At 73.3% G+C, this 21533-nt stretch carries 21 protein-coding genes; 11 read left to right on the forward strand and 10 right to left on the reverse strand.

Annotated elements, in window-relative coordinates; translation table 11 throughout:
- Positions 1–96: 96 nt before the first annotated feature.
- From J2X26_RS13345 to J2X26_RS13355, 3 genes are read right to left on the reverse strand one after another with little or no spacing between them, the layout of a single operon-like run.
- Entirely contained in the window at positions 97–417 is a 321-nt protein-coding gene (locus tag J2X26_RS13345) for an AzlD domain-containing protein (RefSeq protein ID WP_055922133.1), read from the reverse strand.
- Positions 414–1106, reverse strand: coding sequence for an AzlC family ABC transporter permease (locus J2X26_RS13350; RefSeq protein ID WP_307492956.1), 693 nt, complete (start codon positions 1104–1106; stop codon positions 414–416). The genes J2X26_RS13345 and J2X26_RS13350 overlap by 4 nt, the downstream gene beginning before the upstream one ends.
- 29 nt (positions 1107–1135) lie before the next feature.
- Complete coding sequence (locus J2X26_RS13355) at positions 1136–2608, reverse strand: NAD-dependent succinate-semialdehyde dehydrogenase (protein WP_307492958.1); 1473 nt, start codon at positions 2606–2608, stop codon at positions 1136–1138.
- A gap of 75 nt (positions 2609–2683) precedes the next feature.
- On the opposite strand from J2X26_RS13355, the gene J2X26_RS13360 reads away from it, so the two are divergent.
- The 4 genes from J2X26_RS13360 to J2X26_RS13375 are packed head-to-tail and all read left to right on the forward strand — an operon-like array spanning position 2684 to position 6670.
- Entirely contained in the window at positions 2684–3502 is an 819-nt protein-coding gene (locus J2X26_RS13360; protein WP_307492960.1) for a thymidylate synthase, read from the forward strand.
- Entirely contained in the window at positions 3499–3999 is a 501-nt protein-coding gene (locus tag J2X26_RS13365) for a dihydrofolate reductase (RefSeq protein ID WP_307492962.1), read from the forward strand. Before J2X26_RS13360 ends, J2X26_RS13365 begins: the two co-directional genes overlap by 4 nt.
- 51 nt (positions 4000–4050) lie before the next feature.
- Positions 4051–4968, forward strand: a complete 918-nt coding sequence (gene dapA / locus J2X26_RS13370; RefSeq protein ID WP_307492963.1) for a 4-hydroxy-tetrahydrodipicolinate synthase — start codon at positions 4051–4053, stop codon at positions 4966–4968.
- A gap of 16 nt (positions 4969–4984) precedes the next feature.
- The gene (locus tag J2X26_RS13375) at positions 4985–6670 is read left to right on the forward strand and encodes a ribonuclease J (protein WP_307492965.1); all 1686 of its coding nucleotides are present in this window, start codon (positions 4985–4987) and stop codon (positions 6668–6670) included.
- 53 nt (positions 6671–6723) lie between these two features.
- Here the strand turns inward: J2X26_RS13375 and J2X26_RS13380 are convergent, their stop codons facing one another.
- A complete protein-coding gene (locus tag J2X26_RS13380) occupies positions 6724–7647 on the reverse strand; it encodes a DMT family transporter (RefSeq protein WP_307492967.1) in 924 nt (307 codons plus the stop codon).
- On the reverse strand, positions 7644–8660 hold the full coding sequence (locus J2X26_RS13385) for a GlxA family transcriptional regulator (protein ID WP_307492968.1): 1017 nt from the start codon (positions 8658–8660) through the stop codon (positions 7644–7646). Before J2X26_RS13385 ends, J2X26_RS13380 begins: the two co-directional genes overlap by 4 nt.
- Before the next feature lie 70 nt (positions 8661–8730).
- On the opposite strand from J2X26_RS13385, the gene J2X26_RS13390 reads away from it, so the two are divergent.
- Positions 8731–9483 (forward strand): MBL fold metallo-hydrolase, encoded by a 753-nt coding sequence (locus J2X26_RS13390; RefSeq protein ID WP_307492970.1) that lies wholly within the window; start codon positions 8731–8733, stop codon positions 9481–9483.
- Positions 9484–9486: 3 nt separating this feature from the next.
- Here the strand turns inward: J2X26_RS13390 and J2X26_RS13395 are convergent, their stop codons facing one another.
- The 3 genes from J2X26_RS13395 to J2X26_RS13405 form a co-directional block, all read right to left on the reverse strand.
- A complete protein-coding gene (locus J2X26_RS13395) occupies positions 9487–10599 on the reverse strand; it encodes a DNA glycosylase AlkZ-like family protein (protein ID WP_307492972.1) in 1113 nt (370 codons plus the stop codon).
- Positions 10600–10655: 56 nt separating this feature from the next.
- Positions 10656–11453 carry a hypothetical protein gene (locus tag J2X26_RS13400; protein ID WP_307492973.1) on the reverse strand — a complete coding sequence of 266 codons (798 nt, stop codon included), beginning with the start codon at positions 11451–11453 and terminating at the stop codon, positions 10656–10658.
- 97 nt (positions 11454–11550) lie between these two features.
- Positions 11551–12138, reverse strand: a complete 588-nt coding sequence (locus J2X26_RS13405) for a TetR/AcrR family transcriptional regulator (protein ID WP_307492975.1) — start codon at positions 12136–12138, stop codon at positions 11551–11553.
- 76 nt (positions 12139–12214) lie between these two features.
- On the opposite strand from J2X26_RS13405, the gene J2X26_RS13410 reads away from it, so the two are divergent.
- From J2X26_RS13410 to J2X26_RS13420, 3 genes are all read left to right on the forward strand, one after another.
- The gene (locus tag J2X26_RS13410; protein WP_307492977.1) at positions 12215–12625 is read left to right on the forward strand and encodes a hypothetical protein; all 411 of its coding nucleotides are present in this window, start codon (positions 12215–12217) and stop codon (positions 12623–12625) included.
- A 64-nt stretch (positions 12626–12689) separates the two neighbouring features.
- Positions 12690–15356, forward strand: coding sequence for an FtsK/SpoIIIE family DNA translocase (locus J2X26_RS13415; RefSeq protein WP_307492979.1), 2667 nt, complete (start codon positions 12690–12692; stop codon positions 15354–15356).
- Complete coding sequence (locus tag J2X26_RS13420) at positions 15353–17551, forward strand: putative bifunctional diguanylate cyclase/phosphodiesterase (protein ID WP_307492980.1); 2199 nt, start codon at positions 15353–15355, stop codon at positions 17549–17551. The genes J2X26_RS13415 and J2X26_RS13420 overlap by 4 nt, the downstream gene beginning before the upstream one ends.
- Here J2X26_RS13420 and J2X26_RS13425 read toward each other — a convergent pair.
- On the reverse strand, positions 17541–18863 hold the full coding sequence (locus tag J2X26_RS13425) for a CapA family protein (RefSeq protein WP_307492982.1): 1323 nt from the start codon (positions 18861–18863) through the stop codon (positions 17541–17543). The genes J2X26_RS13420 and J2X26_RS13425 overlap by 11 nt on opposite strands.
- Positions 18864–18918: 55 nt before the next feature.
- On the opposite strand from J2X26_RS13425, the gene pgsA reads away from it, so the two are divergent.
- From pgsA to J2X26_RS13440, 3 genes are all read left to right on the forward strand, one after another.
- Positions 18919–19512, forward strand: a complete 594-nt coding sequence (gene pgsA, locus J2X26_RS13430; protein WP_307492984.1) for a CDP-diacylglycerol--glycerol-3-phosphate 3-phosphatidyltransferase — start codon at positions 18919–18921, stop codon at positions 19510–19512.
- Position 19513: 1 nt separating this feature from the next.
- Entirely contained in the window at positions 19514–19987 is a 474-nt protein-coding gene (locus J2X26_RS13435; protein ID WP_307492985.1) for a CinA family protein, read from the forward strand.
- 276 nt (positions 19988–20263) lie between these two features.
- A complete protein-coding gene (locus tag J2X26_RS13440; protein WP_307492987.1) occupies positions 20264–20605 on the forward strand; it encodes a helix-turn-helix domain-containing protein in 342 nt (113 codons plus the stop codon).
- A gap of 156 nt (positions 20606–20761) precedes the next feature.
- Here J2X26_RS13440 and J2X26_RS13445 read toward each other — a convergent pair whose 3' ends face one another.
- Positions 20762–21529 (reverse strand): DNA-formamidopyrimidine glycosylase family protein, encoded by a 768-nt coding sequence (locus J2X26_RS13445; RefSeq protein WP_307492988.1) that lies wholly within the window; start codon positions 21527–21529, stop codon positions 20762–20764.
- Positions 21530–21533 lie beyond the last annotated feature (4 nt).

The raw sequence follows: 21533 nt of genomic DNA on the forward strand, positions 1-21533 counted from the left end.
GGTCCTCCGGAAAGTGGTGGTGCCGGGCGCGTCTGCAGCACCAGCGGGGCGTTCCGACACCCCAACGGCCGACGGCCGCCGATGGTGCCCACGATCTCAGGGCATGCCGAGTGCGCGGAGCACGGCCGCGGTGACGGCGGCGAGCAGGACGACGACGATGAACGGCGCGCGCAGGGCCAGCGCGATCGCGGCGACGACGAGCGCGGGCAGCCGGGCGTCGAGCACGAGCTCGTTCCCGCGGGTGGCGGTCTGCACCGCGACGAGCGCGGACAGCAGGGCGACCGTCACCAGGGCGGCGGTCCGTGCGACGCGCGGTTCGGCGAGCCAGTGCTTGGGCACCAGGTGGCCGGCGAGCTTGAGCGCGAAGACGACGGCGCTGGCCACGACCAGCGCGATCCAGGTGGCGACGGTGCTCATGCGACCGGTTCCCGTTGACGTGCGACGAGGCCCGCGACGATCGCGACCACGGCGGCCAGCAGTACCGGGATCCCCGCGGGGACCAGGGGAGTGAGCGCGAGGGCGACGACGACCGCGCCGGCGGCCACCGTCTGCGCGAGGCGCGAGCCCGGGCCGGTGATCCGCGGCCAGACCAGACCGAGGAACGCCGCAGCCGCCGCGGCGTCGAGCCCGTACCTCGCCGGGTCGCCCATCCGGTCCCCGGCCACGGCGCCGACCAGCGTGAACAGGTTCCAGAGCGCGAACACGCCCACGCCGGTCCACCAGAAGCCGAGCTGGGCGGCGTGGGGCGCCTTGTGGGCGGTCGCGACCGCGGTCGACTCGTCGATGGTCAGCTGCGCGGCCAGCGGCCGACGCCAGCCGCGGGCGTCGATGAGCGGCGCGACCTGCGGCCCGTAGAGCCCGTTGCGCACGCCGAGCAGGCCCGCGGTCGCGATGGCCGCGCCGGCGAGCCCACCTGCCCCGACGACCCCGATGAACGCGAACTGCGAGCCGCCCGAGAACATCAGGAGGCTGAGCGCCATGGCCTGCGGGACGGTGAGCCCGGCGGCGACGGCGAGCGCGCCGAACGAGACGCCGTACAGGCCCGTCGCCAGGGAGACCGAGACGGCCTGCCGGATGGCGGCCCGACCTTCGGCGTCCTGTGTCACGCGGGCAACTGTGGCACAGCGTCCCAGGACTAGATCGCGACGTACACGCTGTCGAGATACTCCTCGATGCCGGCCTCGCCGCCCTCGCGCCCCAGGCCCGAGGACTTCACGCCGCCGAACGGAGCGCTCGCGTCGGACACCAGCCCGCGGTTCACGCCGAGCATCCCGGTCTCCACCGACTCCGCCAGGCGCATCACGCGGGCGATGTCGCGGGTGTACGCGTAGGCCACGAGCCCGAACGGCGTCGAGTTCGCCAGGGCGACCCCCTCGTCCTCGGAGCCGAACGTCACCACCGGGGCGACGGGGCCGAAGGTCTCCTCCGTGATCACGCGCAGGTCGGCGGAGACCCGGTCGAGGACGGTCGGCGCGTAGAAGTAGCCCGGGCGGTTCGGCCGGTCGCCGCCGATCCGGACGCGCGCGCCGGCGTCGACCGCCTCCGCGACGACCTCCTCGACCCGGTCGACCGCCGAGGACTCGATGAGCGGACCGACCGTGGTGCCCTCGTCGGCACCGTGCCCGACGACCAGCTTGTCGAACGCCTCGGTCAGGCCGGCCGTGAACTCCTCCGCGACAGACGCGTGCACGAGGAACCGGTTGGCGGCGACGCACGTCTGGCCCGCGTTGCGCATCTTGGCCTGCACGGCGCCCTGCACCGCCGCCGGGATGTCGGCGTCCTCGAACACGAGGAACGGAGCGTTGCCGCCCAGCTCCATCGAGGTGCGCAGGATGTTGTCCGCCGACGCCTTGAGCAGCGCGGCGCCCACCTCGGTCGAGCCGGTGAACGACAGCTTGCGCAGCCGCGGGTCCGCCAGCAGGGGACCGGAGATGGTGCGCGCCGACGCCGACGGCACCACGTTGATGACGCCCGTCGGCAGGTCGCGGGCCTCGAGCTCCTCGCGGATGATCTCCGCGACGTACGCGGTGGTCAGCGGGGTCAGCTGGGCGGGCTTGATGACGACTGTGCACCCGGCGGCGAGGGCCGGGGCGACCTTGCGGGCGATCATCGCGATCGGGAAGTTCCACGGCGTGATGAGCAGCGCCGGACCGACGGGTCGGCGCAGGACCAGCTGGTGGTTGGCGCCGGAGGGCGCGCGACGGGCCAACCCCTCGAAGCGGACGGCCTGCTCGGAGTACCACCGGACGTAGTCCGCGCCGTAGGCGACCTCGGCCCGGGACTCGGCCAGGGGCTTGCCACCCTCGGCAGTGACCAGTGCGGCGATGTCCTCCGTGCGTGCGGTCAGCGTGTCGAAGACCGCCCGGAGCAGCTCGGCGCGCACGCGCGGTGCGGTCGCGCGCCACTGCGGGAACGCGTCGTGCGCTGCGGTCAGGGCGTCGAGGGCGTCCTGCTCACCGCCGTCGGCCACGTCGAAGAGCGTCTCGGTGGTCGCGGGGTCCGCGACCTCGAACGTCCGGCCCGTGCTCGCGGGGCGCCATGCCCCGTCGATCAGGACCCCGGTGGGGACGTGGGCAGCGACGGTGGGCGGCAGGGACGGCGGCGTCATACCGAGGAGTATGTCTCCCGAGCGGCTCCGACGCACGGACGGAACGGCACAGGGTTTCCGCACCTGCGACCTACCATGACGACCATGACGGACCTGCGCGTGCCTTCGCCCTACGAGGACCTCCTCCGGCTCGTCCTCGAGACCGGCACCCCGAAGGCCGACCGCACGGGGACCGGGACGCGCAGCGTGTTCGGCCACCAGATGCGCTTCGACCTGTCGGCGGGCTTCCCGCTGGTCACGACGAAGCGCGTGCACCTGCGCTCGATCGTGCACGAGCTGCTGTGGTTCCTGCGGGGAGAGTCGAACGTCGCGTACCTGCACGAGAACAACGTGACCATCTGGGACGAGTGGGCGTCGCCCGACGGTGAGCTGGGTCCGGTGTACGGCGTGCAGTGGCGCAGCTGGCCGACGCCCGACGGCGGCCACATCGACCAGATCACCGAGCTGCTGGCCAACCTGCGCCGCGACCCCGACTCGCGCCGGCACATCGTGTCCGCGTGGAACGTCGCCGACATCCCCTCGATGGCGCTCGCACCGTGCCACGCGTTCTTCCAGTTCTACGTCGCCGACGGCAGGCTCTCCTGCCAGCTGTACCAGCGGTCGGCGGACCTGTTCCTCGGGGTGCCGTTCAACATCGCCTCGTACGCGCTGCTGACCCACATGGTCGCCCAGCAGGTGGGCCTCGACGTCGGCGACTTCGTGTGGACCGGCGGGGACTGCCACATCTACGACAACCACGTCGACCAGGTCCGCGAGCAGCTGAGCCGCACGCCGTACCCGGCACCGACCCTCGAGCTGCGCAAGGCCGACTCGCTGTTCGACTACACGTTCGACGACGTGCAGGTGGTCGACTATCAGTACCACCCGGCCATCAAGGCCCCGGTGGCCGTGTGAGCCTGGCGCTCGTCTGGGCCCAGACCCCCACCGGGATCATCGGGCGCGACGGCACGCTGCCGTGGCACGTCCCGGAGGACATGGCCCACTTCCGCGACCTCACGCGCGGGCACCCCGTGATCATGGGGCGCGCCACGTGGGCGTCGCTGCCGTCGCGGTTCCGGCCGCTGCCCGGCCGCGACAACATCGTGCTGACCCGGAGCCCCGAGTTCGAGGCCGCGGGCGCGCTCGTCGTGCACGGGATCGACGAGGCGCTCCGGCTGGTCGGCGACCGCGACGCCTGGGTCATCGGCGGGGGAGAGGTCTACCGGGCCCTGCTTCCCCTCGCGCACCGCGTCGAGGTCACCGTCGTGTCCCTCGACGTGGGCGGTGACACCCGAGCCCCGTCCCTGGACAAGAGATCCTGGCGGCGCGCCGGCGCCGATCCCGACCACGGCTGGCACGTCTCGTCGGCCGGCGGCACGCGGTACCGGTTCGAGACGTACCTGCGCGCCTGAGGGGCGGAACCCCACGACGTCGGGCGCGCGCGGGGCGGTACCGTGGGCCCCATGCCGCGCACCTCCACGCCCGCCCGCCCGTTCGGGTCCGTGCTCACCGCGATGGTCACGCCGATGACGGCGGACGGCGCGGTCGATCTCGCCGGAGCCGTACAGCTGGCGAAGCACCTCGTGGACCACGGCAACGACGGGCTCGTGCTCAACGGCACCACAGGCGAGGCGTCGACGACGCACGCACCCGAGAAGGCGGAGCTCGTCCGGGCCGTCGTCGAGGCCGTCGGCGACCGTGCCTCCGTCATCGCCGGCGCTGGGTCCAACGACACCGCGCACGCCGTCCGCATGGCGGAGCAGGCGGCCGAGGCCGGAGCGCACGGCCTGCTCGTCGTCAGCCCGTACTACTCGCGCCCCTCGCAGGACGGCGTCCGCCGGCACGTCGAGGCCGTCGCCGACGCCACGGACCTGCCTGTGATGCTCTACGACGTCCCCGGCCGCACGGCCGTCCGCTTCGCACCGGCGACCATCGCCGCGCTCGCGGGCCACGACCGGGTCGTCGCCATGAAGGACGCCGGCGGCGACACCTACGCGGCGGCCAAGTCGATCACCGAGACCGGCCTCGCCTGGTACTCCGGCGACGACAGCGCCCTGCTGAGCCTGCTGGCGCACGGTGCCGTCGGCATCGTCAGCGTCTCCGGCCACGTCGTGGGCCGCCAGCTCGCCGAGGTCGTCGCGGCGTTCGACGCCGGCGACCACACGGCGGCCCTCCAGACCTTCCGATCGATCATGCCCGCGATCGACGCACTCAACGGTGCCGGCTTCCAGGCCGTCGCCGCGAAGGCCGCGCTCCAGGTGCTGGGCGTCCTGCCCGAGCGCTCGGTGCGCCTCCCGCTCGTCCCCGCGACCGACGACGAGCTCGCGCTGATCCGCGACGGCCTGCGGGCCGCCGGGCTGCTCGACGTCGTCGTGCGCTGATCCCACCAGGAGTCACATGAGTCACCCGCACCCCGAGCTCACCCTGCCGCCGGCACTGCCCGACGGCGCCCTGCGCGTCGTCGCACTGGGTGGGCTCGGAGAGGTCGGCCGCAACATGGCCGTCCTCGAGCACGCCGGACGTCTGCTCGTCATCGACTGCGGCGTCCTGTTCCCCGAGGACCACCAGCCCGGCGTCGACCTGATCCTCCCCGACTTCGAGTACATCAAGGACCGGCTCGACGACATCGAGGCGATCATCCTCACGCACGGCCACGAGGACCACATCGGCGCCGTCCCGTACCTGCTGCGGCTGCGCAAGAACATCCCGCTGGTGGGCTCCAAGCTGACGCTCGCGTTCATCGAGGCGAAGCTCAAGGAGCACCGCATCCAGCCCGTGACGCGCGAGGTGCGCGAGGGGCAGACCGCCACGTTCGGCGGGTTCGAGTGCGAGTTCGTCGCCGTGAACCACTCCATCCCCGACGCGCTCGCGGTGGCCGTGCACACTGCCGCCGGCACCGTGCTGCACACCGGCGACTTCAAGATGGACCAGCTGCCGCTCGACGGCCGGATCACCGACCTGCGGGCGTTCGCGCGTCTCGGCGAGCGCGGGGTCGACCTGTTCATGGTCGACTCCACCAACGCCGAGGTGCCCGGGTTCGTGGCCCAGGAGCGGGGGATCGGTCCCGTCCTGGACCAGGTCTTCGCCGACTCGACCAAGCGGATCATCGTCGCGTCGTTCGCGTCGCACGTGCACCGGGTCCAGCAGGTGCTCGACGCGGCCTACACGCACCAGCGTCGCGTCGCGCTCGTCGGCCGCTCGATGGTCCGCAACATGGGCATCGCCGCCGACCTCGGCTACCTCAAGGTGCCCGACGGCGTGCTGATCGACCTCAAGCAGGTCGACACCCTGCGCGACGACGAGATCGTGCTCATGTGCACCGGCTCCCAGGGCGAGCCGATGGCGGCGCTGTCCCGGATCGCCAACAACGACCACAAGGTCTCCGTCGGCCCCGGCGACACCGTGATCATGGCGTCGTCGCTGATCCCCGGGAACGAGAACGCCGTCTTCCGCGTGATCAACGGCCTGACCCGGCTCGGCGCCCGCGTCGTGCACTCCGGCAACGCCAAGGTGCACGTCTCCGGCCACGCCAGCGCCGGCGAGCTCCTGTACTGCTACAACATCCTCAAGCCGCGCAACGTCATGCCCGTGCACGGCGAGATCCGGCACCTCGTGGCCAACGCGGCGCTCGCGGTGCAGACCGGCATCCCCGCCGACCGCGTGGTCCTCGCCGAGGACGGCGTGGTGGTCGACCTGATCGACGGCCGCGCGCGGATCGTCGGCGCCGTGCCCTGCGGGTACGTGTACGTCGACGGGTCCAGCGTCGGGGAGATCACCGAGGTCGAGCTCAAGGACCGCCGGATCCTCGGCGACGAGGGCTTCATCTCGATCTTCGCGGTGGTCAGCTCCGCCGACGGCAAGGTGCTCGCCGGGCCGCAGATCCACGCGCGCGGGTTCGCCGAGCAGGACGCCGTGTTCGACGACATCCTCCCGGAGCTCACCGCTGCGCTGGAGGAGTCGGCCCGCAACGGCAACTCTGACGCGCACGTCCTCCAGCAGGTCATGCGCCGCGTCGTCGGGCGGTGGGTGTCCAACCGCCTGCGCCGTCGGCCGATGATCATCCCCGTGGTCGTCGAGGCCTGACCCGTCCCGACCGTTCGGCCCCGTCCTGCCACGCAGGGTGGGGCCGTCGTTCGTCAGGTGGGGGTGACTCTGACCTCGTCGGCTGTCGGGACGTCCTCGGTGGTCGGCGCCGCATCGTCGACGTCACGCGTGCGCCGGGAGGCAGCCGCCGAGCCGATCAGGATGAGCGCGGTCGCGGCGAGCACGGTGACCGTGATGACCTCGTCGAGCACCAGCGCGCCCAGAGCCACCGCGACGACCGGGTTGAGGTAGGCGACGAGGGTGGACCGCGCGGCGCCGACCTCGACGATCAGCCGGAAGAACAGCACGAACGCCAGCGCGGTGCAGAGCGCGCCGAGCCCCACGAGGGCCAGCACGGCGTCCACGGGCGGCCACGGGTGCGGACCCGTCACGAGCACGACGGGTGCGTACGCGAGCGCCGTGATGCCGAGGCAGGTGGCGGTCAGCGGGATGGCGGGCACGTCACGCAGCGCGCGGTCCGCGATGATCGGCGCGGCCGCGTACCCGAGGGCCGCGAGGAGCACCTGGGCGACGGCCCACGGGTCCCCACCGGCCGCCCCCGGTCCGAGCAGCAGCGCCACGCCGCCGAGGCCGACGAGCAGGCCGACCCAGCGCACGAACGCCACGGGACGTCGGTCGCCCACGAGCCGGCCGAGGATCACCGCGGCGATCGGCACGGTCGCGACGAGCAGTCCTGTGGTCGAGCTGGACAGCGTGCGCTCGGCGTTCGACAGCAGGATCCACGGCAGGACGATCTCGAGCACCGCGAACCCCAATACAGCCGGCCAGTGTCCGCGCAGCACCCGCAGGCCCCCTCCGCGCAGCGCGAAGGGCAGGAGCAGCAGGGCTCCGAGCGCGGTCCGCACGAACACGACCATGACGGGCGTGACGTCCGTGACGGCGATCTTGATGAGCAGGTACGGGATGCCCCAGATGACTCCGACGGCGACCAGGAGGATCCAGCCGCGGCGGCTCACGAGGGCGCCGCGAGAGAACGAGAACGCATACCGCCCACCGTAGGACCGGCCACCGACATCATTGACGGGGCCGTGCGGAACGCCGCCCGGTGCTGGCGCGGGCTGGTGCGGAACTCGCGCGCGAAGTGCTGGCGCAGCGCCGCCGACGACCCAAACCCGGCCGACGCAGCCACCTGCTCGACGGGCGCGTCGGTCGACTCCAGCAGCACCCGGGCACGCACCAGTCGCTGCCGCAGGAGCCACTGCGACGGGCTCGCGCCGGTGCGGGCACGGAACTGGCGGGTGAACGTCCGCCGCGACAGGTGCACGCTCTGCGCCCAGGTGTCGAGGTCCAGCGGCGCGTCCAGCCGGGCGGTCGCCCAGCCCATCGCGACCTCGACCGGGTCCGCCGACGGAGTGGGGGCCACCGGCGCGGGGATGTACTGCGCCTGGCTCCCGTCCCGGTGGGGTGCCAGCACGAGCGCCCGTGCCACGTCGGCGGCGAACGCGGCGCCGTGGTCGGTGCGCACGACGTGCAGGCAGCAGTCGAGGGCGGCCGCGACCCCGGCCGAGGTGACGACGTCGCCGAGGTCGCACCACAGCACGTCGGACCGCACGGTCGCCGACGGGTGCCGTCGGGCGAGCTCGGGCGCGGCGGACCAGTGCGTCGCCACCTCGCGGCCGTCGACGAGCCCGGCCGCGGCGACCACGAACGACCCCAGGCAGAGCCCGACCACGCGGGCGCCACGGTCGTGCGCGACGCGCACCGCGGTCAGCAGGGCGTCGGACGGGGCACGCTCGACGAGCCAGCTGGGGATCACCACGGTCTGCGCGTCGGCGAGCGCGTCGAGCCCGCGCGCGACGAGCAGGTCATAGCCGGCGTCGGTGGCCAGTGCGCCGGGCTCCTCGGTGCAGACGGTGACGCGGTAGCGGGGGGTCGGTGCGCTGCGCGAGCGTGCCGCGAAGACTGTGGAGGGCACGGAGAGGTGGAACGGGCTGATCCTGGGGAACGCGACGACGGCAACCTCGTGCATGGCCCGATCCTAGCGAACAGCGTCCTTCGGGCCACTGGTCGTCATCAACCCGCGCGACGAGGCTGGCCGCATGACCTCGATCACCGCGAGCTACGTCGGCGGACCCACCGTGCACCTCCGCTACGCGGGTCAGGCCTTCCTGACCGACCCGACGTTCGACCCGCCGGGGGAGTACCCCGGCACCGGCACCACGCTGCGCAAGCTCGTCGGTCCGGCCGTGCCGCTCGCCGAGCTCGGTCCGGTCGACGTCGTGCTGCTCTCGCACGACCAGCACGCCGACAACCTCGACCACGCAGGCCGGTCGCTCCTGGCGTCGGTCCCGACCGTGCTGTCGACGCCGGACGCCGCTGCGCGGATCCCGGGCGTCCGGGGCCTGGTCCCGTGGGAGCAGGCGACCGTTGGTGCCGTCACGGTGACGGCCGTTCCCGCGCGGCACGGTCCGGAGGGCGCCGAGCCGCTCAGCGGCGTGGTGACCGGGTTCGTGCTGCGGGCCGACGGCTGGCCGACGGTCTACGTGTCGGGGGACAACGCGTCGCTGGACGTGGTCGACGCGATCGCCCGACGCGTCCCGGACATCGAGGTCGCCGTGCTGTTCGTGGGCGGCGCCAACGTCGGCCGGTTCGGGGCCGAGCCGCTCACGCTCGACGCGGCCAGGGCCAGTGCGGCGGCGGACCTCCTGCCCGGCGCGCGGATCGTGCCTGTGCACCACACGGACTGGGCGCACTTCGTCGACCCGCTCGCCGCCGTCGAGGAGCGCTTCACGGTGCACGGCCGGCGGGACCGGCTGGTCGTGCTCGAGCGCGGGCGTCCGACCGAGCTCTGACGCTCACGCAGGCGTCACCCCACGGAACTCCGCGAGCCGCTCGTGCTCGACCCCGACCGCCGCCTTCGTGCGACCCGACCACGGCACCCACTCGTCGAGCTCGAGCGCGAGCTGCTTGCCCTTCGCGCGCGGTCGCCAGGTGCCGACGAGCTCCCCGTCGGCGAGGACGGCACCGGGCCGGCCGATGGTGGGCCAGAGCGCCTTGTGATGGGCCTTGTCGGGGACCAGGAGCTCACGGTCGCGTCCCTGCAGGAACAGGTCGTACGGGCCCAGCAGCCGGACGAGCGGTTCGTGCGGCGGATCCTGCAGCGCGGCGAGGTCGGCGTCGAGGATGCTCGCACCGTCCCGGTCGACCTCCACGGCGTCCTCGGGCCACCGGGCCTTCACGTCCCGGACGGTCGAGTCGAGAAACACCGCCGCCTGCTTCGGCGTGACCGGCCCGAGCAGGTGCAGGAGCCCGCGCAGCAGGTCCACCGGTCCGTCGTCGCTGTCGTCCGCCCGCTCGAGGTTCCCCACCTGGCTCGCGGGCCAGCGCGGGATGCGGCGCACGACCGGCGGGGACGTGTACGGCTCCAGCTCCAGCCCCGCGTGCAGCGCGGCGAGCCGGAACGGCATCTCGTACATGTGGGTGGCGTGGCAGCCCGGGCACCAGCGCAGGTACGGCTCGGTCACCTCCGCCGTCATCCGGGTGGAGAGCGTCCCCTTGACCATGGGCTCGGCGACGACCTCACGCATCGTCCGGGACACCGTCGCGAGCGCGTCGAGGACGGGGATGCCTGCGTCCGCCAGGGGAGCCGAGGCGTTGATGACGCGCTTGGCGGCGTCGGCCTCGGAGTAGGGGCGCAGCGCCTTCTCGACGGCCGGCAGGTCGGAGCGGCGGTAGGCGTGGGGCGCAGCCCGGACGGTCCACGCGAGCGCGAGCTCGTGCGGCCAGTGGTGTGCGGTCACGGGGACGCCGCGCAGCGCGAGCGCCCAGAGCGCACCGTCCGGGCCGGTGTCCTGCACGCCGAGATCGAGGATCGTGGCCGCGTCGGGACGACGATCCTTTCTCGGCGCCCGGTCCAGCTGCTGGGCGTGAATGCGATAGCGGAGCACCTGCGTTCGGGTCACGGCCATGCGTCCACCGTGGCACGCGCCTCCGACAACCGGCAGGGTCGGTCCCGCCGCGCGGCTCAGAGACCGTGCGCCGCGACCAACGCGTCCAGCTGGTCCTGGTGCGCGTCGACGAACTCCTGCTGGACGGCGTGCCACGCGACGCGGGTGGACTCCGTGAACCCCGTCGACGCGCGGCAGGTGAGGTCGGCGACCGCCAGCGCGATCTCCGCCTGCTGCACCTCGGGGTCGGAGAAGGTGCCGCCCCGCGTCGCGGCCGCCGCCTGTTCCTCGGCCTCGTCCGGCGACCCGACGTCGTAGCCGGCCTCGGCCATGCACGCGGACCACGACGCGTCGGCCACGTGCACGCGAGGGTCGTCGACCGTCGCAAGCACCCAGCTGCTGATCTCCACGTCCAGGTCGGCGAAGGCCGGGTCGGCCCGCCAGCTCTGCGCGGGCTCCTCGACGTCGGCGGGCGTACAGTCGGTGAGCGCGGCGTCGTACCGGTCGCGGTCCGGTCCGGACAGGGTGCGGACGAATGCGGCGTTGAGCTCCGCCGTGGTCTCGGTCTCCAGGCTCAGGCCGCCGTACCCCCACGCGCGCGCGAACGGCAGGGTGTCCTGCATGAGCTCATGGTTCGGGTCGTCCGGCCAGTACATGAACCCCGCGTCGGCCACGCACGCCCGGGTCCGCTCCTCGTTCACCTGCGTCGCGAGGCGCACGTCGACCTGGTCGAGGTAGGCCCACAGCGGTCCCGGGGCCGGGCGCGCGACGGACGGGACCGCCGGTGGGAGCGGCTTCGTCGATGCCTGGGCGGCGCAGCCTGCGACGAGCGCGGTGACCGCGAGCGCGACCACGAGGGCGGTCCGGTGCGACACGGTGCGGCTCCCGTCGTCCGACGACCGGCCCCGGCGCCCGTCGCGTCCCGCCGACCCTAGCGGCGGTGCGGGACTGCCGGGGGCGGTTCGAGCGGCGTCAGCCCTCGAGGATCGCCAGGCCCGCAGTGCGCAGCACGTGCACGTACCGCTGCGCGGATCCGTCCGGCAGCAGGCCGCCGAGCTCGAGCTCGACCAGGCCGTGCACGACGGCCCACAGCCCCAGCGCAGGTTCCTCGGCGGCGACGGTGTCAGTCGGGTCCGTGCCGAGCACGCGAGCGACCGCGTCGCGCAGCACCCCGAAGGTCGCGCTCGCGGTCGCCGGTCCGCGGGTGCCGTCCTGCAGCCCGGCGCCGCTCGCACCGAACATGACCCGGTAGAAGTGCGGTGCGGCCAGGGCGTTCTCCCGGTAGGCGAGGCCGAGCCCGAGCAGGTCCGCGCCGGGGTCCGCGGTGCGGGGGACGGCGGCGAGCCGTGCGGCGAAGCGCGCGAACGCCTCGTCGCCGACGGCCCGCACCAGGTCCTCGCGGCTGCCGAAGAGGGAGTACACGGCCGACGGCGACGTCCCCGCGCGGGCGGCGAGGTCGCGGACCGTCAGGCCGGGGGCGCCGGAGGTCGCGACGATGGCCGACGCCTCCTCGAGCAGGCGGGCACGGAGAGCGTCGTCGTGCACGCGGGGACGGGCCATCGGGCGAGTCTAGAGGGCTTGACGTCGGTTTGCGAACGGTGTTCTATAACGCTGTTCGCAAACTAGGAGGACTCCCATGATCGAGCTGACCGAGGCCGCTCGGGTCACCGCCGGCATCGTCGCGCTGTCGGTGGTCGCGATCGAGTCCGGAGGTGCCTTCCTGCTGCGCGTCGTCACCGGCAAGGAGCAGGCCACCGACTTCCAGAAGAGCTTCTTCCGCGCCGGGCACGCCCACGCCGGCGTCCTCGTGACGCTCGGGCTCGTGTGCCTGCTCCTCGGCGAGGCCACGACGCTGACGGGCTTCTGGCGATGGCTCGCGCAGACGGGGGTGCTGCTTGCCGCGATCGTCATGTCGGCCGGGTTCTTCTTCGCCGCGATGGGGCGCGGGCGACAGCAGCCCAACCGGGCCGTCGTCCTGCTCGGCGTCGGCGCCGTCCTGCTCGCCGCAGGGGTCGTGACCTTGGGTATCGGCCTGCTGCTCGGGTGAACGCGCGCCCGACACGCGCCCGACGGTCGACGTGTCACGGGCGGCCCCGACTAGTTTGAGGACCATGGCGACTCGCACGTCCACCCCTCGCGCCCGCTCCGGTGCGCCGGCGACGTCGCGCGCGTCCGGCAAGACGACCGGATCGTCCCGCCCGCAGGGGCGCAGGCCCGCGCCACCGCCGCCACGACCGGCCTTGCCGGTCCGCATCGTCAAGGGCATGTTCATGGGCACCGCCCACCTCGTCGGCGGGACCGCCCGGCGCGTCGGGCACGGCGCCCGGGACCTCGACCCGGCGCACCGCCGGGACGGTCTGGCGTTCACGCTCCTCGGGCTCGCGATCGTCATCGCCGCGCGCGAGTGGTGGGACCTGTCGGGGACCGCCGGTGCCGTGGTGCACAACATCGTGGCCGGCACGTTCGGCAAGGTCGGCGTCGCGGTTCCCCTCGTCCTGCTCGGGCTCGCGCTGCGGCTCATGCGGCACCCGGAGCGCGTCGAGGCCAACGGGCGCATCGTCATCGGGATCGGCGCCATCACCCTCGCCGTCTGCGGCCTCGTCCAGATCGGCGCCGGGCTGCCCGGCACGGACGACATGGCGGCGCTGCGCGTGGCCGGCGGGATCGTCGGCTTCCTGGTCGGCACGCCGCTGGCCAGCCTGCTCACCCCGGGTGTCGCCGTCGCGCTGCTGATCCTGCTCGCGTTCTTCGGTGTTCTTGTGGTGACCGCGACCCCGGTGCACCAGATCGTCCCGCGCCTGCGCGGCGTGTACGACAAGCTGACCGGGAACACCCGCAAGCCGGCCGAGGAGGCCGACGACGACGCGCCGCTCGTCATCAACGCGGGTCACACCGCAGTCGCCGAGATCGAGGCTCCGCCCGCCAAGCGCGGTCTGCTCGGGCGGCGACGCAAGCGCGCCGACCAGGTCGAGGACCCCGACGACACCCGGCTCGACGCCTACGACGGCGACGAGGCGTTCGAGCGCGCGGCGATCGTCGCGGCGGCCGAGGCCGAGGCGGAGGCCCAGGCGGCCCGCGACGCCGCACCCGACACCGTCCCGACGACCGTCGTGAGCACCAAGGCCCCGCTGCGCGCACCCGAGCCGACCCCCGTCCCGCGGGGCGAGCAGCCGATGCTCGGGGGAGACGTGCTCTACACGCTCCCGTCCGAGGACGCCCTGGCCAAGGGCGCGCCGCACAAGGTGCGGTCGGCCGCCAACGACCGCGTCGTCGAGTCCCTCACCTCCGTGCTCGAGGCGTTCGAGATCGACGCGCAGGTCACGGGCTTCACGCGCGGGCCCACAGTCACGCGGTACGAGGTCGAGCTCGGCCGGTCGGTCAAGGTCGAGCGGGTCACGGCGCTGAGCAAGAACATCGCCTACGCGGTGGCCAGCGCGGACGTCCGCATCCTGTCCCCGATCCCCGGCAAGTCCGCGATCGGCATCGAGATCCCCAACACCGACCGCGAGACCGTCTCGCTCGGCGACGTCCTGCGCTCCAGCGCGGCGAAGCGCACCGAGCACCCGATGGTCATCGGCGTCGGCAAGGACGTCGAGGGCGGCTACGTCGTCGCCAACCTGGCCAAGATGCCCCACCTGCTCGTCGCCGGCGCCACCGGGGCGGGCAAGTCGAGCTTCGTCAACTCGATGATCGTCTCAATCCTCATGCGCGCCACGCCCGACGAGGTCCGCATGGTGCTCGTCGACCCCAAGCGGGTCGAGCTCACGCTCTACGAGGGCATCCCGCACCTGATCACGCCGATCATCACGAACCCCAAGAAGGCCGCCGAGGCGCTCGAGTGGGTGGTGCGCGAGATGGAGGCGCGCTACGACGACCTGGCGAACTTCGGGTTCAAGCACATCGACGACTTCAACACCGCGGTCCGCGCCGGCAAGGTCAAGCCGCTGCCCGGCTCGGAGCGCAAGATCGCGACCTACCCGTACCTGCTGGTGGTCGTCGACGAGCTGGCCGACCTGATGATGGTGGCCCCGCGCGACGTCGAGGCGTCCATCCAGCGCATCACGCAGCTCGCCCGCGCCGCCGGCATCCACCTGGTCCTGGCCACCCAGCGCCCGAGCGTCGACGTCGTCACCGGTCTCATCAAGGCCAACGTGCCGTCCCGCCTCGCGTTCGCGACCAGCTCGCTGACGGACTCCCGGGTCGTGCTCGACCAGCCCGGCGCCGAGAAGCTCATCGGCCAGGGTGACGCACTGTTCCTGCCGATGGGTGCCGCCAAGCCGATGCGCACGCAGGGTGCCTGGGTGTCCGAGTCGGAGATCCACGCGGTCGTGGAGCACGTCAAGAAGCAGCTCAAGCCGGTGTACCGCCAGGACGTCACGGCGGCGCCGGTCAAGAAGCAGGTGGACGAGGACATCGGCGACGACCTCGACCTGCTGCTGCAGGCCGCGGAGCTCGTGGTCACCACGCAGTTCGGGTCGACGTCGATGCTGCAGCGCAAGCTGCGGGTCGGGTTCGCGAAGGCGGGTCGGCTCATGGACCTGCTCGAGTCGCGTGAGATCGTCGGCCCGTCCGAGGGGTCGAAGGCCCGCGAGGTCCTCGTGCAGGCCGACGACCTGCCGGCGACCCTCGCGATGCTGCGTGGCGCGCCCGGCGAGGACGAGGGTGACCGGTACGCCACCACGGACGGTGCCCTGCCGGGCGAGCCGCCGGTGGCGACCGACTACTTCGACGGCGCTGAGGAGGACGACGCCGGACGCTGGTCCGGCGGGGGTCGGTGAGCGCCGCGTTCCCCGACCCCTGGGGGGTCGTCAGCACGGTGATCGCCGGCGTGGCGGTCCTGGCGCTCGTCGCCGTCCTCATCCTGCTCGGCCGGCAGCGCGCGCAGGTCCGGCGGGCGAACGAGCTGCTGGAGCTGTCCCGCGAGCTGCGGCACCGCTACGACGCGCTCCAGGCGGTGACCAAGGAGGGTGTGCTGGTCCAGTCGCTGGCCGGCCGGGTGCTCGACATCTCCGAGCGGGCGGCGGCGATCCTGGGCATCGACGCGAAGACGTCCGTCGGCATGTCCGTCGGGGACCTGCCGGTCGTGCTCGTGAACGAGATGGGCCTCGCGATGAACCCGGCGGCCGTCCTGGGCCACCGGTCCGGGGTGGTCCGCGCCGGCTGGACGGTCGACTCCGAGCTCGTCGGCGTGGCGCTGCCCGGCACCGACACCACCCAGGCGCGCATGGTGCAGGTGGCCAGCCAGCTGGTGCCCGCCGGGGACGGGGACGCCGCGGCCGTGCTCACCACGCTCGTCGACGTCACCGGGCGCCGGGAGGTCGAGGCCGCGCTGACCCGCAGCGAGATGCAGTTCCGGGTCGCGATGGAGAACGCCCCGATCGGCATGGCGCTCGTGGACCTCGAGTGGCGGATCGTGGAGGCCAACGCGGCGTTCGCCGAGCTGCTGGGCACCAGCGTCGGGGCTCTGCGCGGATACCGCATGGAGGACCTCAGCACCCCGGAGGGGCGGCCCGCGGAGCGGCTCGAGGTCGACCACCTGCTCGGCGGCGGCCAGCACCGGTTCTCCCTCGAGAAGCGGTACCAGCGAGCCGACGGCCACCAGGTGTGGGTCGCGCTCGACGCCGCGCTCGTGCGCACCCCGACCGGCGCGCCGGACCACTTCGTCGTCCAGGTGCGCGACTCGACGGAGTCGCGGCTTCAGGCGGAGATGCTCACGCACCGGGCGATGCACGACCCGCTCACGGGGCTGGCCAACCGCACCCTGCTGCAGGAGGTGCTGCAGTCGGTGCTGGAGCAACCGGGCGTCGTCGACCGCGTCGCGGTCCTGGCCTGCGACCTCGACGGGTTCAAGGAGATCAACGACCGGTACGGCCACGCCGCCGGCGACGAGGTGCTCGTGCACGTCGCCGGCGTCCTGCGGGCGGCGACCGCGCGCCGGGGCACGGTGGCGCGGCTCGGCGGCGACGAGTTCGTCGTGGTGGTGCAGGACCTCGACGGTCCGCGCGCCGTGTTCGAGGTCGCCGGCGCCATCCACGCCGGGCTGCAGGAGCCCGTCCGCGTGGGTCGGCGACGGCTCAACGTCGCGGCCAGCATCGGGATCGCCCTTGCCGACCCGGACTCGATCGAGGGCGGCGCACCGGGCCTGCTGGCCGCCGCCGACGCAGCCCTCTACAGGGCCAAGGGTGCGGGCCGCGGACGGACCGAGGTCTACGACGCGTCGATGGCCATGGGCTCGCCGTCGGACCTGCACCGCGAGCTCGCCGCGGCCATCGCGGAGGACCAGCTGGTGGTCCACTACCAGCCGATCGTCGACCTGGCCGACGCCCGCGTGGTCGGGTACGAGGCGCTCGTGCGCTGGGAGCACCCGCACCGGGGGCTCCTGCTGCCCGCCTCGTTCCTCAGCCTGATCCAGGAGGCCGGCATGTCCGTCGCCCTCGGCCAGCTGGTCGCCCGGCGCGTGGTCGAGTTCGTCGCGTCGATCCACGACCGGACCCGGTGGGTGTCGGTGAACGTGTCCGCCGACCAGCTCGGGGACGGGGAGTTCGCGACGACCCTGCTGTCGGAGATCTCCCGGCACCGGCTCACGGCCGGCCGGATCGTGGTGGAGCTGACCGAGTCGTCGCTGGTCGCGTCCGGCACCCGGATCCGCCACGAGCTCACGCAGCTGTCCGCGGCGGGCGTCCCGATCCTGCTCGACGACTTCGGCACGGGCGTCTCGCCGCTGTCCTACCTGCGGGACCTGCCCGTCGCGGGGGTGAAGCTCGACATGTCGTTCACGTCGGGCATCCCGGAGGACCCGACGGCCGGCAAGGTCGCACGGGCGCTCGGTGCGCTGGCGCGCGAGCTCGCCATGGTGACCATCGCCGAGGGGATCGAGCACGAGGAGCAGGCCGAGTACCTGCACCGCAACGGCTGGCGCTACGGGCAGGGCTGGTTGTACGGCAGCGCCCAGCCGGGCGACATCACCCGCTGACGGCGCGGGGCACGACGACGGGCGGCGGCCCTCTCGGCGTCAGGGGAGCGGTGCACTGCGGCGCTTCCGTGCCTGCCGCGGAGACGACCCGAGCCAGCCGGTCCGCCACCTGGGTGGTGCTCAGCGAGCCGGTGCCGCCCGGGATGTCCACCAGCGCGTGCACCTGGTGCCCGCCGAGGCGGTCCACGGTGATCGGAGTCCACTCGACCCCGGTCACGCGCGCCGGCCCGGCGGGACGCCGCTGCGCCGCGAACGCTCCGGTCGCCTCGATGTGCGCCGTGAGCAGCAGCCCCGAGTCGGTGTTCGGTGAGCAGCAGGCGCCGTCCTGGTTCGAGACGTAGTTGCCGAGCCCGTAGGCCACCCACATGCCCTCGCCGCGCGGTCCGCCGCTCAGGTGCGCGACGGGCTGGGGGACGTGGGCGTGGTGCCCGATGACGAGGTCGAACACCCCCGAGTCGGCCAGCGCCTGGTCGATGGCGACCTGCTCCGTGGTGGGTTCCGTCCGGTACTCCACGCAGCAGTGGATGCTGGCGACCACGAGGTCGGCGCCGCCCGCCCGGGCGGCGGTCGCCTGCGCCACCATCGCCGGGACGTCGATCCGGTTCACCGACCACGGCTTGTCCGCGTCGACCGGCATCCCGTTGGTGCCGTAGGTCGCGGCGACGTGCGCCACCGTGATCGTCCGGCCGGCCCGGTCGAGCGTGTACAGCTGCGGCTGTGCCTGCTCGCCCGCGGTCCGGGCCGTCCCGACATGCCCGAGGCCCGCCGCGTCCAGCGCGTCGAGAGTCGCCGTGACCCCGGCGAAGCCGCGGTCGACGGAGTGGTTCGACGCCGTCGAGCAGCCGTCCCAGCCCTGCGTCCGCAGCGACGACGCGATCGCCGGCGGGGTACCGAACAGCGGGTACCCGCTCGGCGCGGTGCCGGGCGGCGTGACGGGCACCTCGAGGTGGCACAGCGCGAGGTCGGCACCCTGGACCCAGGGGTCCAGCGGACCGAGCACCGGCCCGAAGTCGTAGCCCCCGTCGGCGGACCGCGCACTGGAGAGCACCGGGAGGTGCGGCAGCACGTCGCCGGCTGCGACGAGCGAGAACTCGGCGTCCGGGTCGGGCGTCGGGGTGGGGGTTGGAGTCGGGGTCGCGCCCGGGCTCGCCGTGGCGGCGGCGCCCAGGACGGTCGGCTCGGCTGCGGCGACCGGTTCGTCCCGCGGCCGGAGCGCTGCCGCAGCCGCTGCGAGGCTCGTGACCACGAGCAGGAGGATCGCGAGGACGAGGACCGCGGGCTGACGTCTGCCGGCGCGGGCGTGCTGGGTCACGCCCGGACTCTATGGGGTGGACGGGGCATCTCCTGCGCCGCTCTAGGCTGTCCGGGTGATCGACGCCGTGCCCTCCGCCTGGAACCTGGCGAACGTGCTCACGGTGCTGCGCATCGCGCTGGTGCCGTTCTTCGCCTGGGCCCTCCTCGCCGACGGCGGACACACGACGACCGGCCGCCTGATCGCGACAGGGCTCTTCGTGATCGCTGCCGCGACGGATCGCCTCGACGGATGGCTCGCCCGCCGCTCGGGCCAGGTCACCGACCTCGGCAAGATGCTGGATCCCATCGCCGACAAGGTCCTCATCGGCACCGCCCTGGTCCTGCTCTCGTGGCTCGGGGACCTGGCGTGGTGGGTGACCGTCATCATCCTCGTGCGCGAGCTCGGCATCACGGCGATGAGGTTCTTCCTCCTGCGCTACGTGGTGCTGCCCGCCTCGCGCGGCGGCAAGCTGAAGACCGTGCTGCAGTCGGTCGCGATCGGCCTGTACCTCCTGCCGCTCGACGTCCTTCCCGACTTCGTCTCGGTGGTCGCGGTGATCTTCATGGGCGCCGCGCTGGTGGTGACGGTGGTGACCGGGATCGACTACGCACGCACCGGCCTGCAGATCCGGCGCACGGCCAGCCGCCCGCCCGCCGCCGGGCTGTGACGTGTCGATCGCGTCGGACCTTCTCACGGCTCTCGCAGCCCGCGGCTGGTCGCTGGCGGTCGCCGAGTCGCTGACCGGCGGGCTGGTCTCGGCCACGCTGGTCGACGTGCCGGGGGCGTCGAGCGTGCTGCGGGGTGCTGTCGTCGCGTACGCCACCGACCTCAAGGCGACGCTGCTCGACGTGGACCGTGCGCTGCTCGACGCGCGCGGCGCCGTCGACCCCGACGTCGCCGGGGAGATGGCGCGTGGCGTCCGGGCCCGGCTCGGAGCGGACGTCGGTCTCGCGACGACGGGGGTCGCCGGCCCGGACCCCCAGGACGGGCAGCCGCCCGGCACCGTGCACGTCGCGGTGAGCACGCCGGACGGCACGACCGTGCGGTCGCTCCTGCTGGCGGGCGACCGGGCGCAGGTCCGTGCTCGGTCCGCGGAGGCCGTCCTGGCGCTGGGGGTGGAAATCCTGGGCCGATCGGGGTGAATCTGCGGGCGGGGCTGGGTGGACCACCCCGCGAGCGGGAACACTGTGAGGGGTCACGTCGTTGGAACGACCGTGATGAGCACTCGACCTCCGGCACGACGCATGACATCGCGTGTCGGCGGTGCAAGGTACGGTGGAATCCTCCCGGTGAAGGGACAGCCGGGTTCTGGTTCTGTGGTCAAGAGTCCCGAGGTGAAGAGTTCCGAGGTTCCGGGTCCGCGACGGACTCCGGCTCCCGGAGTGGACGTGGCACGTGACGCGAGAGGGGGAGCCCGAATGGTTGTACTCCGTCGAGAGATCGGCGATGTGCTGCGGGACGCGCGACAGCGCCAGGGGCGCACCCTGCGTGAGGTGTCGTCGGCAGCCCGTGTCTCGCTCGGGTACCTGAGCGAGGTGGAGCGGGGTCAGAAGGAAGCGTCGTCGGAGCTGCTCAACAGCATCTGCGAGGCGCTCGACGTCCCGATGTCGCTCGTCCTGCGTGAGGTCAGTGACCGGGTCGCTGTCGCCGAGGGTCTGCTGATCCCCGACACGGTGCCTGCGGACCTTGCGGCGTCGGTGGCCGGTGCCTCCGACTTCGGATGGGCGCGGTCGCGGTCGGAGCTCGCCGCCATCGGCTGATCGGATGGCCTCGGCCATCCTCGAATGACCGGGCGGTCTTGTCGCCCCGGTCGACGGGTCGCTGCCCAGCGCCCGTGACGACGGACAGCGATGTCCGCTCGTCCTCCTGCACGGTCCGTGGACTCCTGTCCGCGGACCGTTGCCATGTCCGGCGGCTCACCCGCCGGCCGGCTCCTGCTGGCAGCGGGGGCAGTAGAAGATCGGCCGCTCCATCGGTGGCTTGCGCGCCTGGCCGACCGCGATCCGGGTCCCGCACCGGTGGCACGGCTGGCGCAGCCGACCGTGCACGTGCCCGGGCGGCCGCCCGTCCGCGACCGACCGCTGGAGCTGGCGGCGGGCGACCCCCAGCAGCTGAGCGGGGTCCGCAACCGCGTCGGCCGGGGTCCACGGCCACAGCCGCTCCGCGAACAGGGACTCCGCCGCGAAGATCGTGCCGATGCCCGCGACGACCGTCTGGTCGAGGAGCACCTCGGCAACCGGCGTCGACCCCCGGGCGGTCCAGCGCCGCAGCGCCTCGTCGAGGTCGACCGTCTCGCCCAGCAGGTCCGGGCCGAGATGACCGATGAGCGTGCGCTCGTCGCGGGTGCGCACGACGTCGAGCATGCCCAGGTGGTACCCGACCGTCGTCCACTCCTCGGTCGCCAGGACGGCGCGGACCTGCGGCGAGCGGGCCGCCGCCTCCGGGGAGCCCGTGCGCGCGATCCGCCAGTACCCCTCCATGCGCAGGTGCGTGTGCAGGGTCCGGCCGTCGTCGAAGCGGGTGAGCAGGTGCTTGCCGTACGACCGCGTCTCCAGGACGGTGCGGCCCACCAGGTCGACCGTGGCGGCCGTGGGCCAGCGCAGGTCGGAGCGGACCAGCACCCGTCCGCCGATCGCCAGCTCGAACCGGTCGGCGGTCCGCCGCAGGATGTCGCCCTCAGGCACGCGC

This window comes from Cellulomonas humilata (genome assembly GCF_030814415.1).
GTDB classification, from domain to species: Bacteria; Actinomycetota; Actinomycetes; order Actinomycetales; family Cellulomonadaceae; genus Cellulomonas; species Cellulomonas humilata_A.

Excerpts from the sequence above, each read along its gene's own strand:
- J2X26_RS13395 (WP_307492972.1), bottom strand. The coding sequence starts at position 10,599 with ATGGCCGTGACCCGAACGCAGGTGCTCCGCTATCGCATTCACGCCCAG.
- J2X26_RS13440 (WP_307492987.1), top strand. The coding sequence starts at position 20,264 with ATGGTTGTACTCCGTCGAGAGATCGGCGATGTGCTGCGGGACGCGCGA.
- J2X26_RS13415 (WP_307492979.1), top strand. The coding sequence starts at position 12,690 with ATGGCGACTCGCACGTCCACCCCTCGCGCCCGCTCCGGTGCGCCGGCG.
- J2X26_RS13375 (WP_307492965.1), top strand. The coding sequence starts at position 4,985 with ATGAGTCACCCGCACCCCGAGCTCACCCTGCCGCCGGCACTGCCCGAC.
- dapA (WP_307492963.1), top strand. The coding sequence starts at position 4,051 with ATGCCGCGCACCTCCACGCCCGCCCGCCCGTTCGGGTCCGTGCTCACC.
- J2X26_RS13345 (WP_055922133.1), bottom strand. The coding sequence starts at position 417 with ATGAGCACCGTCGCCACCTGGATCGCGCTGGTCGTGGCCAGCGCCGTC.
- J2X26_RS13360 (WP_307492960.1), top strand. The coding sequence starts at position 2,684 with ATGACGACCATGACGGACCTGCGCGTGCCTTCGCCCTACGAGGACCTC.
- J2X26_RS13355 (WP_307492958.1), bottom strand. The coding sequence starts at position 2,608 with ATGACGCCGCCGTCCCTGCCGCCCACCGTCGCTGCCCACGTCCCCACC.
- J2X26_RS13405 (WP_307492975.1), bottom strand. The coding sequence starts at position 12,138 with ATGGCCCGTCCCCGCGTGCACGACGACGCTCTCCGTGCCCGCCTGCTC.
- J2X26_RS13390 (WP_307492970.1), top strand. The coding sequence starts at position 8,731 with ATGACCTCGATCACCGCGAGCTACGTCGGCGGACCCACCGTGCACCTC.
- J2X26_RS13410 (WP_307492977.1), top strand. The coding sequence starts at position 12,215 with ATGATCGAGCTGACCGAGGCCGCTCGGGTCACCGCCGGCATCGTCGCG.
- J2X26_RS13385 (WP_307492968.1), bottom strand. The coding sequence starts at position 8,660 with ATGCACGAGGTTGCCGTCGTCGCGTTCCCCAGGATCAGCCCGTTCCAC.